The sequence below is a fragment of the Paenibacillus sp. SYP-B3998 genome, assembly GCF_010820665.1.
In the GTDB taxonomy this organism is placed as follows: domain Bacteria; phylum Bacillota; class Bacilli; order Paenibacillales; family NBRC-103111; genus Paenibacillus_E.
On sequence record NZ_JAAIKC010000005.1, the window covers coordinates 337,657 to 352,362 of the forward strand.

The 14,706-nt window shown below is 43.5% G+C and carries 15 protein-coding genes; 11 read left to right on the forward strand and 4 right to left on the reverse strand.

Annotation, left to right across the window (positions count from 1 at the left end; all coding sequences use genetic code 11):
* Window positions 1-32 precede the first annotated feature (32 nt).
* On the forward strand, window positions 33-338 hold the full coding sequence (locus tag GK047_RS16200) for a 4a-hydroxytetrahydrobiopterin dehydratase (RefSeq protein ID WP_163948694.1): 306 nt from the start codon (window positions 33-35) through the stop codon (window positions 336-338).
* Window positions 339-350: 12 nt separating this feature from the next.
* On the opposite strand, the gene GK047_RS16205 is transcribed toward GK047_RS16200, so the two are convergent.
* Entirely contained in the window at window positions 351-851 is a 501-nt protein-coding gene (locus GK047_RS16205) for a GNAT family N-acetyltransferase (RefSeq protein WP_163948696.1), read from the reverse strand.
* A gap of 38 nt (window positions 852-889) precedes the next feature.
* On the opposite strand from GK047_RS16205, the gene GK047_RS16210 reads away from it, so the two are divergent.
* From GK047_RS16210 to GK047_RS16235, 6 genes are all read left to right on the forward strand, one after another.
* Complete coding sequence (locus GK047_RS16210) at window positions 890-1,546, forward strand: hypothetical protein (protein WP_163948698.1); 657 nt, start codon at window positions 890-892, stop codon at window positions 1,544-1,546.
* A gap of 100 nt (window positions 1,547-1,646) precedes the next feature.
* Window positions 1,647-2,120, forward strand: coding sequence for a GNAT family N-acetyltransferase (locus tag GK047_RS16215; RefSeq protein WP_163948700.1), 474 nt, complete (start codon window positions 1,647-1,649; stop codon window positions 2,118-2,120).
* 30 nt (window positions 2,121-2,150) lie between these two features.
* Window positions 2,151-2,987 (forward strand): sulfurtransferase, encoded by an 837-nt coding sequence (locus tag GK047_RS16220; RefSeq protein WP_163948702.1) that lies wholly within the window; start codon window positions 2,151-2,153, stop codon window positions 2,985-2,987.
* Between the two features lie 248 nt (window positions 2,988-3,235).
* The gene (locus GK047_RS16225) at window positions 3,236-3,454 is read left to right on the forward strand and encodes a hypothetical protein (RefSeq protein WP_163948706.1); all 219 of its coding nucleotides are present in this window, start codon (window positions 3,236-3,238) and stop codon (window positions 3,452-3,454) included.
* A gap of 55 nt (window positions 3,455-3,509) precedes the next feature.
* Entirely contained in the window at window positions 3,510-4,082 is a 573-nt protein-coding gene (locus tag GK047_RS16230) for a helix-turn-helix transcriptional regulator (RefSeq protein ID WP_163948709.1), read from the forward strand.
* Window positions 4,066-5,052: a BtrH N-terminal domain-containing protein gene (locus GK047_RS16235; protein WP_163948712.1), complete on the forward strand. Its 987-nt coding sequence runs from the start codon at window positions 4,066-4,068 to the stop codon at window positions 5,050-5,052. The genes GK047_RS16230 and GK047_RS16235 overlap by 17 nt, the downstream gene beginning before the upstream one ends.
* A gap of 328 nt (window positions 5,053-5,380) precedes the next feature.
* Here the strand turns inward: GK047_RS16235 and GK047_RS16240 are convergent, their stop codons facing one another.
* The 3 genes from GK047_RS16240 to GK047_RS16250 are packed head-to-tail and all read right to left on the reverse strand — an operon-like array spanning window position 5,381 to window position 7,039.
* Window positions 5,381-6,349 carry an NAD(P)-dependent alcohol dehydrogenase gene (locus GK047_RS16240; RefSeq protein WP_163948715.1) on the reverse strand — a complete coding sequence of 323 codons (969 nt, stop codon included), beginning with the start codon at window positions 6,347-6,349 and terminating at the stop codon, window positions 5,381-5,383.
* Between the two features lie 20 nt (window positions 6,350-6,369).
* The gene (locus tag GK047_RS16245; protein ID WP_163948718.1) at window positions 6,370-6,591 is read right to left on the reverse strand and encodes a helix-turn-helix transcriptional regulator; all 222 of its coding nucleotides are present in this window, start codon (window positions 6,589-6,591) and stop codon (window positions 6,370-6,372) included.
* Window position 6,592: 1 nt separating this feature from the next.
* Window positions 6,593-7,039, reverse strand: a complete 447-nt coding sequence (locus GK047_RS16250) for a hypothetical protein (protein WP_163948721.1) — start codon at window positions 7,037-7,039, stop codon at window positions 6,593-6,595.
* Window positions 7,040-7,493: 454 nt separating this feature from the next.
* On the opposite strand from GK047_RS16250, the gene GK047_RS16255 reads away from it, so the two are divergent.
* The 4 genes from GK047_RS16255 to GK047_RS16270 all read left to right on the forward strand — a co-directional run bounded on the left by GK047_RS16255 (window position 7,494) and on the right by GK047_RS16270 (window position 14,561).
* Window positions 7,494-8,375, forward strand: a complete 882-nt coding sequence (locus GK047_RS16255; RefSeq protein WP_163948724.1) for a MetQ/NlpA family ABC transporter substrate-binding protein — start codon at window positions 7,494-7,496, stop codon at window positions 8,373-8,375.
* 81 nt (window positions 8,376-8,456) lie between these two features.
* On the forward strand, window positions 8,457-9,485 hold the full coding sequence (locus GK047_RS16260; RefSeq protein ID WP_163948727.1) for an ATP-binding cassette domain-containing protein: 1,029 nt from the start codon (window positions 8,457-8,459) through the stop codon (window positions 9,483-9,485).
* Window positions 9,475-10,134 (forward strand): methionine ABC transporter permease, encoded by a 660-nt coding sequence (locus GK047_RS16265; RefSeq protein WP_163948729.1) that lies wholly within the window; start codon window positions 9,475-9,477, stop codon window positions 10,132-10,134. Before GK047_RS16260 ends, GK047_RS16265 begins: the two co-directional genes overlap by 11 nt.
* A gap of 284 nt (window positions 10,135-10,418) precedes the next feature.
* Window positions 10,419-14,561 (forward strand): S-layer homology domain-containing protein, encoded by a 4,143-nt coding sequence (locus GK047_RS16270; RefSeq protein WP_163948732.1) that lies wholly within the window; start codon window positions 10,419-10,421, stop codon window positions 14,559-14,561.
* Window positions 14,562-14,706 lie beyond the last annotated feature (145 nt).

The window sequence follows — 14,706 nt, forward strand, 5'->3', positions numbered from 1 at the left end:
GTTTGTGGTTTGCGCTTGAAGGAGGCCGAGTGATGAGGCTATCGGTTACTGAAATTGATGAAAGCTTGGGACAGGCGGCTGTTGCTGGCTGGACGACAGATGATCATAAATGGATCGTTCGTAAATACCGCTTTGCAGAGTTCCTTCAAGGGATCCATTTTGTGAATGAGGTTGCGAGATTTGCCGAAGCGAGCAACCATCATCCCCTGATTGCCATCGATTACAAAATGGTTACACTGCGATTAACCTCTTGGCACGCTGGAGGCCTAACCGCACTTGATTTCAGCACAGCGGCTCATTTTGAGCTTGCTTATAGTCGTTGTACTGCGCGTCAATAACGTTTGGGAAGGTCAGTCATTTTTAGCTACGTTGTAAACCATGCAGTGGAATAGCGCTGTTCCTGTGGGGGTGCTTCTCTCATACGTATCTGTAATGGTAAACCCCGCTCTTTCATAGGTCCGGATGGCCCGCTCGTTCCAGACGAGCACCTCCAGATCAATTTCATGCTGCGGAGCTCTACGCTTAGCCTCATCAACGAGCAGCTTAATGAGATGTTGACCTAATCCTTTGCCTGCTCCGCATAGGTCGGGTCGAAGCCCAACTCCCAAACGTGTAACGCCGACAATAGGGAAGAATTGAGCAAAGCCACACAAATGTTCATGTTCATCCACAATTGCCGCATACTGCTGAGTTCTAATGACGGGATCAGCGAACTCACTGTCGTCACGAAGCATAATTTCCCATTTTGGCCAATTATAGATGTCATAGGGTTGTGGATAGCTCCACGAGCATAATTCCTGGCCTTGAGATTGTGTGAGGACAACAATTTGCCATTTTAAATTAAGGTTCATTTTTGTTAATCGCCCTTCTTAGTATGGTGGAGGTCCATATGTTAGTTCAACTTGAAATTCCGATCAGTACGATTACGTTATTCTCGATGCTCGTACTGGGACTGAGCCTTTTTCGAATCTCTCTTAAGACCAGATGGCCGCTTGTTTTATTGGCGTCATTTTTTTTATCGTCTATGAGTTTTCTAGTATCAACGTTGCAGCTTAAGGCTATAATCCCTATGTTGATGATTGTCATGCAAGCTGTGCTTATTCACTACATCTTTCGATTGCGCAAATTCCTTTCCTTAATGGTAGCTTTTCTTGGTTCTCTTGGATATACCATTTATTTAGCCATTATGTATTTTCTTATGATCCTATTTACTGAGGATTCTTTGAATGATTATTTTTATGAACTTAACCTATCTGCATACGCAGTGAAAATTGTTGCTGCATGTTTCTCATGCCTTACTGGCTATATAATAGTCAAGAAAAGATTAGGTTTTACCGTTCAAATGAAACTAAGTGGTAAGTACTTACGGCAGTCGCAGAGCAAATCTTTATTCATTATATTTCTCGTCGCTTTTATATTGTTCTCCTCTGCGTATTATGCAGTTACGTTGCATATAGCTGCTATCTTCTATTCTGCTGCAAGCTTTTGCCTGTTCCTAGCTTGGATCATCTATCTGCTCTACAAAAAAGAGATGGAAGAAAGCTAATAGGTAGGTCCATACAAATTTTCTGACAATTTCTCCATTCAATTTTTACAAAAATAGCGTACAATAGATATATTCAAGTATTGGAATAGGAGGTCTTAAGATGACTCAAGTGTTAATTAGAGAAGCAACCATACAAGATATTCCACAGCTAAAAACGCTGATGCTCGCTTATATTGTAGACTTCTATGAGTACCGTCAGCCAGAGGATGAGAAGTTGAACGGCTTAATTGATCTGCTGCTTGAGCAGAAGGATGGCATTCAGTTCGTTGCAGAAACCGAAGAAGGTACACTGGTTGGTTTCGCTACCCTGTATTTTACGTTCAGTACGCTCCGCGCATCCAAGATCGCTATAATGAACGATTTGTTTGTGACAGAGGCAGAGCGTGGGTTAGGCGCAGCAGCGAAGCTGTTCGCAGCCTGCAAAGGCTATGCGGCTAGACATGGCTATGCTAATTTATCATGGACCACGCACAAGGAAAATTTCCGTGCGCACAAATTTTACGATAAAATGGGTGGAGAGCTAGGCGAATGGCTGAGCTATTCCATCAATCCGACGATTGGAATAGGCGATTAATCGATTTATATAGAAAGGTGGCCTCATACTATGGAAAATATCGTGAGTCAGACTTGGCTGCTTGGACAACTGGGCAACGCGAACATTGTCATTGCGGATTGCCGTTTTGCGCTAGGACAACCAGAAGCAGGCAGAGATTATTACTCGAAAGATCATATAACGGGCGCTGTTTATGTGGATCTGGAGCAAGACTTATCCGGTGCCAAAATGGCGCACGGAGGCCGTCATCCCTTGCCTGATTTGGGCGCATTCTCGATCCTTGTGGGTAATCTCGGTATCGATGCCACGCAAACAGTAATTGCCTATGATGACCAAGGAGGAGCCATGGCTTCCCGCCTATGGTGGATGCTTAAGTTCCTCGGCCACTCCGAGGTGTATGTGCTGGATCAGGGTTACTCGGCTTGGAAAGCAGCTGGATATCCCGTCACGGAAGAAGTGCCTGAGGTTTCCCCGCGCACCTTCTCGCCGAAGGTTCATCGATCGATGCTAGCGAGCATGGATGAGGTGAAGGACAAGCTAGGGCACGCAGGCACTGTACTCGTTGACTCTCGCGAGGAGCGCCGCTATCTCGGGCTGGAAGAGCCCATCGACGTTGTAGCTGGGCATATTCCCGGCGCACGGAATTACTTCTGGAAGGGCGTCCTCGATGAATCGGGGGCTTGGCGGAAAGCCGCAGATCAAGAGCAGCACTTTGCTGGACTTCGCGACGCGGAAGAGATCATCGTATACTGCGGCTCTGGTGTAACGGCTTGTCCGAACGTGCTGGCGCTGACGGAAGCGGGCTTTGACAATGTGAAGCTATACAGCGGAAGCTGGAGCGATTGGATTAGCTGGGAAGAGAACCCGATTGCTAAGGGTGAGGAGTAAGAGCGGAGAGACCGCGTTGGGCGCGGGTTGGAGGGTTGTGGCAGGTGCGAGTATATGACCTGTTGCGATCCTCTTTGTTTTCTCGTACAATCACTTGCAAACAAACACACGCTGAAAACAGTTACAGCAGGCCCAGAGCTAGCCAAGGTTCAACAATCGGGACAGGTTACTGTTGAACGCTCGTCCACCTTGTCCTTCCACAAACATGCGTGGCGTCCCTTTGGCTTGGGAGCAAGAGTTCGACAGCCATGAAGAGCGAGCCATTGTGTTTGGATGGCGTTGCCTTTGTTCCCCGGTTTGTCGGCGTCGGCAGCAGGAACGTACAGGCTCGGGGGGGGGGGATTGTTGCGGCGGAGCCACGGCCTACCATTCGCGCAAACCGTCACCCTATCCGTTACCCACATCAATTCACCTTCCCTTGGATTTCGTTTACAATTGTCTTACCTACCTCGGGTAGTTTACCTTGATCTTATATTACACTAGTGTTATATTACATGTATGTAATATAAATGGAGGTAAACAATGAATCGTCTTTCCAACGTGGAATTTATGTTGCTGCAGATTATTGCGGAATCCAAACAAGCGTCAGGGTACCAAATCAATAAGTTGATAGAGCTTAGAGGCTACAGGGAATGGGCGAATATAGGCACTACTTCTATTTACGCCGGTTTGCAGAAACTGAAAGATAAACAATTGATCCGATCCGAAGATTCCGGTCATAAGTCTGGCAAAGGACCTTTGCCGTCCACATATGTCATGATGGAAGCCGGTATAGAAGCATTGAGAAATGAAATCATCATAAGCCTAACTTCCGCGCGGGAGCGGGATAACCGTTTCGATTTAGGGCTCGCTGCGCTCCCTTTTATCAGGAAAAATGAAGCCGTGGAAGCTCTGCGGAAGCGGCAGGACTTTCTTGATGAGACATTGAGGAACATAGAGCAGAAATATGAATCGCAAGGCGGCTATCGATTGCCGCTGCACGTAAGGGCTCTTTTTCTTCACCCGATGAGTTTCATCGAAAATGAAAAGACATTTGTCGCCAATCTGATCAGCGAATTAATAGGGGAACTGGAGGGCCATGCCCATGATGATTGAAGGTTTTGCACTTTTTCAGGGAGAACACTGCGAGACGACAGCGATGGGCAATCTCCTTCAACATGAAGGTGTTCGTTTATCGGAGCCGATGTTATTCGGTATTGGGCAAGGTTTGGGATTCATTTATTGGGATTCGAAGGGGATGGAATTTCCTTTTATTGGGGGGAGAGCGAAGCCTGATGAACTGTCTGCTTGCCTAGCATCGAGGCTCAATTTGAACATCAGGGCGCAAGAGACCTCGTCTGTCACAAAAGCATGGCAGAACGTACAAAGCTGCATAGCTCAGGGAATTCCTGTGGGACTTAAATTAGATTCATATTATTTAGATTACTTTACGAACAAAGTACACTTTGCAGCCCACTATGCGGTGATATATGGCATGGATGACGAATTCGCCTATATGGCAGACACTAGCCAACAAGGTGGTCTCGTGACAACGAGATTATCGAATTTGACCCTGGCAAGAAACGCGAAGGGGCCCATGAGCTCCAGAAATCGCTCCTTTACGATTGAGCAAACGGGTACCCTTCCACCGCTTGTACCCGCCATACGATCATCCCTTATTAACAATGCTCATGACTATTTGAATCCGCCCATTCGCAATATGGGGAATAAAGGAATAAAAAAAATGAGCGATGAAATTCTAAAGTGGCCCTCTAGAAGTAAGGATTTAGAGAAGGATCTATGTTTGACAGCTTTATTGATGGAAAGAGCGGGGACTGGCGGCGCCTTATTTCGAAACCTATATAGAGATTTTCTCAAAGAATGCGTGGATTTGCTCGGTGATTCCAAATTAGAACAAGCATACCTTCAGTTTGTGGAAATCGCGCCGATGTGGAATGGTGTTTCGGAGTCAATTGACAATGCGGGAAGAACTGGAAATCTACAGGAACTAAAACTTGCATCCGAGCTTTTGGTCGATATTGCGGAGAGAGAACGAGTAGCCATGGAGCTTTTATTGACAATTTAATTGTATAATTGGATTCGCAACTCGTTCTGAATCGACATTTGGGGTAGACGCAAACAACCGTCAACAGGCTGAAAATAACAGCGTTGCAGCCTGCGTATCTGTCACCCACACCTTTCGGATGCTACCTTGCTGCTTACCTTTTGTTGGCGTTCCGTTCGCCTTCGCCTAGTACCTTGGGTTAGCTTACCTTGGCGTTCCACCCTGGTCCCGCCGTCCACGGGCTTGCTCGCAGGCTGAATACACGAATACGGACCTCTGCATATACATAAAGAAGGCCGGTAGATCCACTCTTTGGAGCAGCTGCCGGCCTATTTGGTGTGCGACTAAATCATGTTCCAAAAGTTATGACCACATTTCCCTTTTTGTGCCCTTTTTCAACATATCTGTGAGCCTCGGCAGTCTGTTCCAACGGATAACGTCTATCTATGACAGATTTAATCTTCCCCGCCTCAACAAGCTCTTTGAGGAAGTTTAAATTTTCTTTATTCTGCTTTAAGCCCGCAGCGGTAAAAATTGCTTTTTTGCTGCCGATCTTGGAAGTCCATAGCATTTGAAGCATAACTCCCAGTGAAGGGACAGTGGAGAGATAGATTCCTCGTTGCTTTAGCGAGCTTTTACATTGTGAAAAAGAACGCTTGCCTACCGCATCGAAAATAACGTCATAGGTCTGATCACTTTTGGTAAAGTCCTCCTCGGTATAGTCAATGACCTGATCGGCTCCCAGAGATTTCACTAATTCTAAATTTGTGGAACTGCATACTCCAGTAACTTCTGCCCCAAAGTACTTGGCAAGCTGTACAGCATAAGCACCTACCGATCCAGAAGCGCCATGGATAAGGACTTTTTGTCCGCTCTGAATAATTGCCGTATCTCTAAGGAAAATCAATGCAGTTAATGCCCCGTCACAGACGCCGGCGGCTTCTTCATAGGCCGCGTTGACCGGTTTGATGATCACCGATTTGTCTTCGGGCAGACACATGTACTCGGCATGAGCGCCAAAGCTATTTGGACTTATACCAAAAACCTGGTCACCTTTCTTAAATAGCTTCACATCTTTTCCTACGGATTCAATTTCCCCAGCTAGTTCAACCCCTAATATATTATTTTTGGGTCTCATGAGACCATAAAGAAGTCTGATAATAAAGGGGTTAGCCTTTCGAAAGGCACAGTCCGATGGTGTTACGATTGCCGCATGTATTTGTATCCGTACTTCATTGTCTTTGGGAGTAGGTTTTTCTACCTCTTTGAGCTGAAGAACGTCCGGTGTTCCGTATTTTGTGCATACAATCGCTCTCATATGAATTCCTCCTGGATTGTTCATACATTGTTATCTTCTAAAAAGAACACTTCTTCCAACGGTAAGCTGAAGACGAGAGCAATGCGAAAAGCTAATTCCAGAGAAGGGGAGTATTTTCCTTTTTCCATGGCTACGATGGTTTGTCGTGTCACACCCACTTTATCAGCTAATTGTTGTTGGGTCATTTCATCATGGTTAAAACGTAATTTCCGAATGTGATTGCCAATAAGACATTTGCCCATCTTAAACTCCTCTCCGATAAAGATAGAGCTGTGTGATAGCTCCAACCACTTCTGACGCAAGCCCTGAGAAAATAAGTAAGATGAACATCACAAAGGGCGGCATATGCAAGACCAGTGATCCCATCGATAGAAGAAAGCCAAAGATAAACATATAATGAGAATTCCTTGTGGCTTTCAATTCAATTAGCTTATCTAGTTCATCAGAAAATGAAGGTTCTTCTTCTTTCGTAGTTATTCTATAGATGATATTGAATACAATATTAATGATGATTTTTGCCACAATCGACACCGGGATTAAGATTAAGATGACGGCCCCCCAAAAGCGAAAGGTTTCTGTCGAATCTATGCTTCCTTCTGGGTAGCTTTGAAACACATACAAGCAATAGCATCCAAAAATGAGTAAGGTGCCAATTAAAGATGCGATATTCTTCTTTTCTTGATAGGACATAAATGATTCCTCCTGTACGATTATTTTTACTTCAAGTAAAATATTATATACACAATGTAAATAAATTCATTCATAATGTCAAGTTAACTTAACATTATATAGTAAAAATAATTCCCTGAACCCTTAAAAAGTTTATAAGTGGTTAGATAAAATGAGTGGAATTTTAAAAACACGGTCGTATGACGAGTTGATGGAGAGAATACAGGTTGGTCTATACGGATCGGCAGTTTAGGCGGTTATATAGGGGGCTGTACATGGTTAGTCAATTGTTGCTCTTGGGAGGAAACCCTATGAAAATTTGCACTTCTTGGTGCATAACAGTAAATACGCATCAATAAGTTTATTGACACAAGGTTAATTCTATGTTATTTTTAATTCCGTGTTAACCTATAGGATTAAATAAATATGCATGTAAAAACAAATACCTTTAGAAAGTTAAGGAGTGGAAGCAGATATGAAACGATCTCATTTATTATCCATTTTCACCATGATTTTAGTATTGGTGGTCACAGGCTGCGGCAAAACAGCAGAAACAAAAACCGCAACATCAACAAGTCCAGCACCAACTGCTGCATCCACGAGCGCCTCTTCAACTTCATCAAGCCCAGCAGGCGAGAAAGCGAAGCTGAAAGTCGGTATTTCCGCAGGCCAAGAAGAAGAAATTTGGAGGAAGGTAAAAGAGGTTGCCGCCAAAGACAATCTAGATATCGAAGTCGTAACCTTTAATGATTATATTCAACCCAACAAAGTACTAGCAGACGGCCAATTAGATGCGAATGCATTCCAACACGAGCCGTACTTGAACCAATTCAAAGCTGATAACAAGCTGGATATCGTCAAACTGGCGAATACGTTGAATTTCCCAATAGGTATTTACTCCAAGAAAATTAAGAACATTTCCGAAATCAAAGAAGGCGACGAACTGGGCTTACCGAATGATCCATCCAATGGAGCAAGAGCCTTGATTCTTTTTGAACGTGCTGGATTGATCAAGCTAAAAGAAGGTGTTGGCGTTAAAGCTACGGTTCGCGATATCGTAGAAAATCCTAAGAAGCTTAAATTCAAAGAGCTTGAGGCTCCTTTCATTCCTAAAGCTTTGCCTGACCTTGCAGCAGCCGTAATCAATACGAACTACGCCGTAGATAACGGCTTTGTTCCTACGAAGGACGCGATCTTCCTTGAACCCAAAGATTCGCCGTGGGTGAATGTGATTGCTGTACGCACAGCGGATAAAGATAAACCTGTATTCCAAAGATTAATTAAAGCCTACCACTCTGATGAGGTTAAGAAGCTTGTTGTAGATAAATACGGAAGCTACATCGTACCATCTTGGTAAGAGAAATACGTGGAAGAAAACAAAGGTCTCTTTCCAAATGAAAGGGGCCTTTTGTTTTGGATGAAAGGGGAGGTGCTCCGTGTGATTGATTTAATCAACGTTAGTAAAACGTTTGAACAAAAGGGAGTCTGCGTAGAAGCGGTTAAAGAAGCTAATCTTCAGGTTCAGAAAGGGGAAATTTTTGGCGTCATCGGCTACAGTGGGGCAGGTAAAAGCTCACTCTTGCGGTGTATTAATTATTTGGAAAAGCCTACCTCGGGACTGATTAAGATTAATGGTGTGGAAATGTCAACGCTTAATAAGCAAGAGCTTAGGATGATAAGAAGGAAGATCGGAATGATCTTTCAGCATTTTAATCTATTGTCTTCGGGAACGGTCTTTCAAAACGTCGCTGCTCCACTCCTGCTAGCCAAGGTTCCCAAAAAACAAATTGTGACCAAGGTAAGAGAATTATTGGAATTGGTAGGGCTCCAAGACAAAGAGCAATCCTATCCGCGCCAGCTCTCGGGAGGGCAAAAGCAGCGAGTTGCAATTGCCAGAGCATTAGCCAATGATCCTGAGATTCTGTTATGCGATGAAGCTACCTCAGCGCTTGATCCCCAAACGACAGACTCTATTTTGGATTTACTTTTGGATATTAACCGCAAATACAAAATTACGATTGTCCTGATTACGCATGAAATGCATGTCATTAAAAAAATCTGTGATCGTGTTGCCGTCATGGAAAACGGCAGCATTGTTGAGCAAGGCTCAGTGATCGATTTGTTTCATTCGCCGCAAACTCGAACAACCCGCAATTTCGTCAAAAGTGTGTTTGATACAGAATTGCCAGAAACATTATGGAATCAATTGCGAAACCCAGGAAAGGCTGGAACATTAATCCGCGCTTCATTTATTGGTGAATCGGTTACCGAGCCTGTTTTTGCAGATTTAACGACCAAACTCGAGTTACGTCCCAGTATTATTTACGGGAATATTACTCAAATCAAAGAGACTATTTTTGGAACATTGATTTTGCATATATCGGGAGATGCCGCTCTTATTGAGCAGGGGATTCAATTCTTGCAAGCGCAAGGTTTACGGATTGAGGTGATTGACAATGTGGAATAAATTCCTGGAGGATGCAGACCTTTATGTAAAATCGATTAATGAGACCGTGATTATGGTTGGTTATTCATTAGTGATTTCAAGTATTATCGGTCTATTGTTAGGGGTTATGCTAGTTGTGCTAAGACCTGGCCATATTTATGCAAATTCTGGAATTTATTATATTCTGAACACGGTCATTAATATTATTCGTTCTATTCCCTTTATCATTATTATGGTTGCCATTCTTCCATTAACCAAGTGGATTGTCGGTACGACGATTGGCGTTAAGGGGGCTATCGTTCCTCTTGTTTTTTACACGGCTCCTTACATTTCACGCTTAATGGAGACGGCTTTATTAGAGGTTGATCCGGGTGTCATCGAGGCTTATCAAGCAATGGGAGCATCCAGAGGACAAATTATTTTCCGAGTCATGCTGAAAGAGGCACGGCCAGCTATGATTCTCGGATTTGCCATTGCCACAATCGGACTGGTTGGTGCTTCAGCCATGGCCGGGGTTATGGGTGCAGGTGGATTAGGGGACGTAGCGATAAGATTCGGTTATCAGCGTTGGGAGCCAGATGTCATGTATATCTCTGTCATTATGCTCGTTATTATGGTACAGATCGTACAATCATTCGGAAATTGGATATCAAAAAGGTTGAGAAAATAAGTAAACGATAAAAACTTCGGCGGACTTGCAAAGAAAGCTGATCAAAATGGAGTGGTTCTAAATAATCCCACACATGGGCTGTGACGGATTGCCGCAAGGCAGGCTGTTGCGGCCTTTCTGCGTAGAAGACCATTAAATTGACTGCAAGCTATTTACAAAATACATAAATTCAAATTGATAATGTAGTAACAATTCATAGCTACACTTAACTCTATGTAATTACAAGCAAAACGCTTGTAATTATTTTTTTAATATTACCCACATACATAGAGGAGTGAACAAACTTGTTGAAGACGGAGATTACCAAAAGATTGTTATCGATAGTGAACAAAGCAGCTGTAATTCCCATGCTATTCACTATATTGGCAGGTGCTTTACCACCGGTAGGCATTGCCGCAGCCGAAAATGCTTCACCTAACACCCTAGTAATAGAAGATTTCGAGAACAACCTTAGCGATGTCAAATTGATTCAAAAACGAAATTTCTCAGGTGCTATGAGCCTGGAATCTGATCCGAAGCATGTCCGCTCAGGGAAGAATTCCGTCCGCATCGATTATGATTACATCGGAGTTAAGGAGAATCCCTCCTATGTTTATGTCGGTCCAGCGGCAGGTTCAATTCCGATCACCGGAAACCCCAAGAAAATGGGCATGTGGGTCTATGGGAATAATGACGGGCATCAAATCTTCAGTAAATTCAGGGATGGCAGTGGGAAATCCTTTGAAGTGGAGTATTTGGACGAAAACATCGGCGTGAATTGGTATGGATGGAAATATATCGAAGGAAAAATACCAGAGGGTAAAGTGGGCCCTATTGTCCTTGATATTTATATGCGCATCGAGCAATCCATTTTTGATAAGAAAAATAAAGGCACAGTTTGGGTCGATGATGTTCGTCTAATCTACGAAGATACCCCCAATGAGGATATGGAGATTCCTACACTGAATGTTGTAGCTCCAGGGAATAACACGAACGTCGAAACAAATCGCCCCCTCATTCAATTACTTACAGCAGACGCCCAGTCAGGTATTGATCCCAATTCGATTCAAGTTGATATCAATGGTCACTCGGTCAAAGCGGCGTACGATGCGCCAAAAGGTGTCATTCAATATCAATCAGCTGCCCCAATGGCAGGTGGGTATCATACCGTTCATGCCGCTGTATATGATCGATCTGGCAATCCAGCAGAGATCAACAGCACATTCTTCATTCGCGATGGCGTGCAGTATCAGATAGAAGCTCCTAGCGAAGTGATCAGTAATAAAACGTTCCCGTTGAAGCTTCAGGTTAAAAATGCAGATCAGTTGAAGGGTTCCTATGCCAAGCTTAGCTTTGATCCCCAAACATTGGAAATCACCTCAGCAGAGTCTAAGATAGCTGAATCCTTAGTGACACAGAATAAGATTGATAATGTAAAAGGAGAATACCAATTCGAGCTTCAGGGATTAAACAACCATTCATTATCAGCAGATGGCACGCTTGCTTTATTAACTTTCAAGGTTAAGCCCACTGCCAAAATGGAGCGCGGCGAGCTATTTAAATCGATTGGGATAAATGATGGAAGCTTTCAATTTACCGTGGGAGAAGCTGTCTACGCGTCGGTTCGACCACACACATATAAGATTGGATTTCCCTATGTACTCACGATCAAAGGTAGTTCGTTACATTCGAAGAGCACCATGCGCGTTACGGATGATGTAGGCGTACCAGTAGAAGGAGCTTCAATTGCACTGCCTAATCCACTTAACCCTCAATTCTACGCGAAGGTAAACGTAACGCAATCTGGTATTTATGCTAGTGCTAATCTTACTTCAGCTAAGCTTGCTTCCGTCTCGCTGGGTGAACAGTTTTTTTCAAGCGGCGTTAAGAGTGCAGGATTTATCGCTGTCCATCTGCCTGACGGGAAAGGAACGGGTTGGATTCCTAGCGGTGATGTTGAATCCGGGCTGTCGACTGACAAATGGGGAAAAACAGATGCAAATGGCGAAATCCATACGAATCTTACAACGCTAGCTTTGATGAGTCTTGGTCTTCAAGCCGTGAATGGAGATAAGGTCAGCAAAGTCGTAATTCTGCCGATTGTCCCGCAATTGGGTGCAGATGAGCCAGAGTTTATTAGAACCTTTGTTACGGAAGATTTAAAAACAACGCAAAGCATTGTCTGGAGAACGGCTCCTCGTGTGGAACAGGGTGTCATTCAATATGTCAAAGACAGCGACTTCAAAACCTTCGATCAACCTAACATAGTTGAGCAGGCTACTGTATCGGAACTAGTATTAGCCCCTGATTCTACAGGGGAGGCTCTATTCCACAAAGGGCTTCTAAAGGGTCTTACGCCAGGGACGGCCTATCGTTACCGCGTAGGTTATCCAGGCCATTGGAGCGCATCGCATATTTTCAAAACAGAAGCGGCAAGTCCCGATTCATTTTCATTCTTATTTGTTACGGATTCACACACCAATAATGAAGAAGGATTTCGTATTCACCAGGATTTAATGAAAAGCGCCATTTCCAATTTCCCGAATACGCGATTTGTGATGCATGGCGGCGATATTGTGGATGACGGTGGCATTATGTATCAATGGGAGCAAGATATGAAAGCTTCCGAAATTTATAGCGCAAGTATCCCATCGGCTTATGCATTGGGGAATCATGATGTCAAAAATGGCGGCAAACAAGTGTTTATGAATGCTTTGGGCTTGCCGAACAACGGAATGAAAACCCAAGAGCACTTGACCTATTCGTATGATTATGAAGATACGCATGTTGTCGTCTTGAATTCGGAAGCTGACGAAGTTGATATGAAACAACAAGCAATATGGCTAAGAGAGAATTTAAATGCTAGTAAGAAAAAATGGACTGTAGCGATGTTCCATCGACCTGCTTATCATACAGAGGACGGGCGCGGTCCCGAGCTCGTTACTTATTATCTAGCACCCGTTCTTGAGGAGCTCGGTGTGGATTTGGTGCTTGTTGGTCACGATCATGCGCTGGCTTGGACGTATCCAATGAAGAATGGCAAGCCATTGAAAGATGGCAGTAAAGGTACGATCTATCTTGTTGGTGGATCTTCGGGTTGGAAATTTTATGATGCAGTAAAGCATGATTACTTGAACTACCTGTATGATGATAATTTCCCTGTTTATTCAGCTATAACGATCAATAAAGACCACATCGCTGTTGAAGCAAGAACTACTGATGGCAAACAACTGCAAGCGATGACGATTGAAAAACCTAAGAACCCAAGTCCAGATCCGGGTTCAAAACCAGACACAAATCCAAGCCCTAATCAAGGTTCAGGTTCTGCAGAAACAAAACCTAGTAAAGAGAGAAATAGCAGTGGACTCCTTACACGTCAAATCAAAGAGCAAGATTTGATAAAACAGATTGAAGAAGGCAAGCTCGAATTTGAGTTAGATCCTCAAGGTGAGGAAATCAGTTTGCCGAGCCATATTTCTCAGTTGCTTAAAGATAAACCATTGGTATTTAACATAGGGAAAATAAAGGTTTCCTTGAATCCTCAGGCACTGAAGCTAGCTGATACGAATCAAAAGAATGCAAGCCAGATTGTATTAACAATTGATAGAAATCAAGCTGCCAAAATTGCAAAAATTAAAGCCGCACAATCATTTACAAATGCTGCTCTCAGTCCTGCAGGTGATCTAATTACCCTATCACTCGATGTTTTATCGACGGATGGTACTAAAACAATCGTTAAAACAGATGAAACGGTTTCAATCTCTCTTTCAATGGAGAGCTCAACGAATAAGTCACTGGTCGGTTTTTATGCTTTGAAGCAGGATGGTTCAGCTCATTTTGTGACAAGCAAGAAGACAAACACAAGCATGAATGCCCAAGTAAGCCCGAACGGACAATATGTGCTACTGGAATATACAAGAACCTATGCTGACGTGGCTAAGGAGCACTGGGCCGCAAGTATAATTAAAGAACTCTCGGCACAGCATATTATAGAAGGGATCGATGATACTCATTTTGCTCCAGAACAAGTTGTTACTCGTGCAGAATTCGTAGCTATGCTAGTAAGAAAGCTAGGGCTTCAAGCCACTAGCAAAAGCAATTTTAGTGATGTAGCCCCAACAAATTGGTATGCCGAAGCGGTAACAGCAGCACAAGATGCTGGTATTGTAAATGGCACTAGCGCTAACAAGTTTGGTCCCAACGATACGATTTCTCGTCAGGAAATGGCCACTATCGTAATAAGAGCTTATGAGTACCTTCATGGGAAATTAGCTTTAGATGGTCAATACGATTTCAAAGATATGATAAATGCAGATGAGTGGGCGTTAGAATCCTTACAGAAGGCCAAAAAATTAGGCTTAATGAGTGGTTATGTAGAAGGGGATGTTAGACCTTTAGAAAAAGCCACACGTGCTGAATCCGCTAAGCTAATCAACATGACGAATTAAGAAGTAAATCGGTTTTTAACGATAATATGCCCCACTTATGGCTAAAAAGCCAAGGTGGGGTTTTTATTTCACTTGAGATCCTTTACAATACTTTCCAATTGATTAGCAATAATCCGCGACATGTCCCTCTAAGACTAGCCCTTAT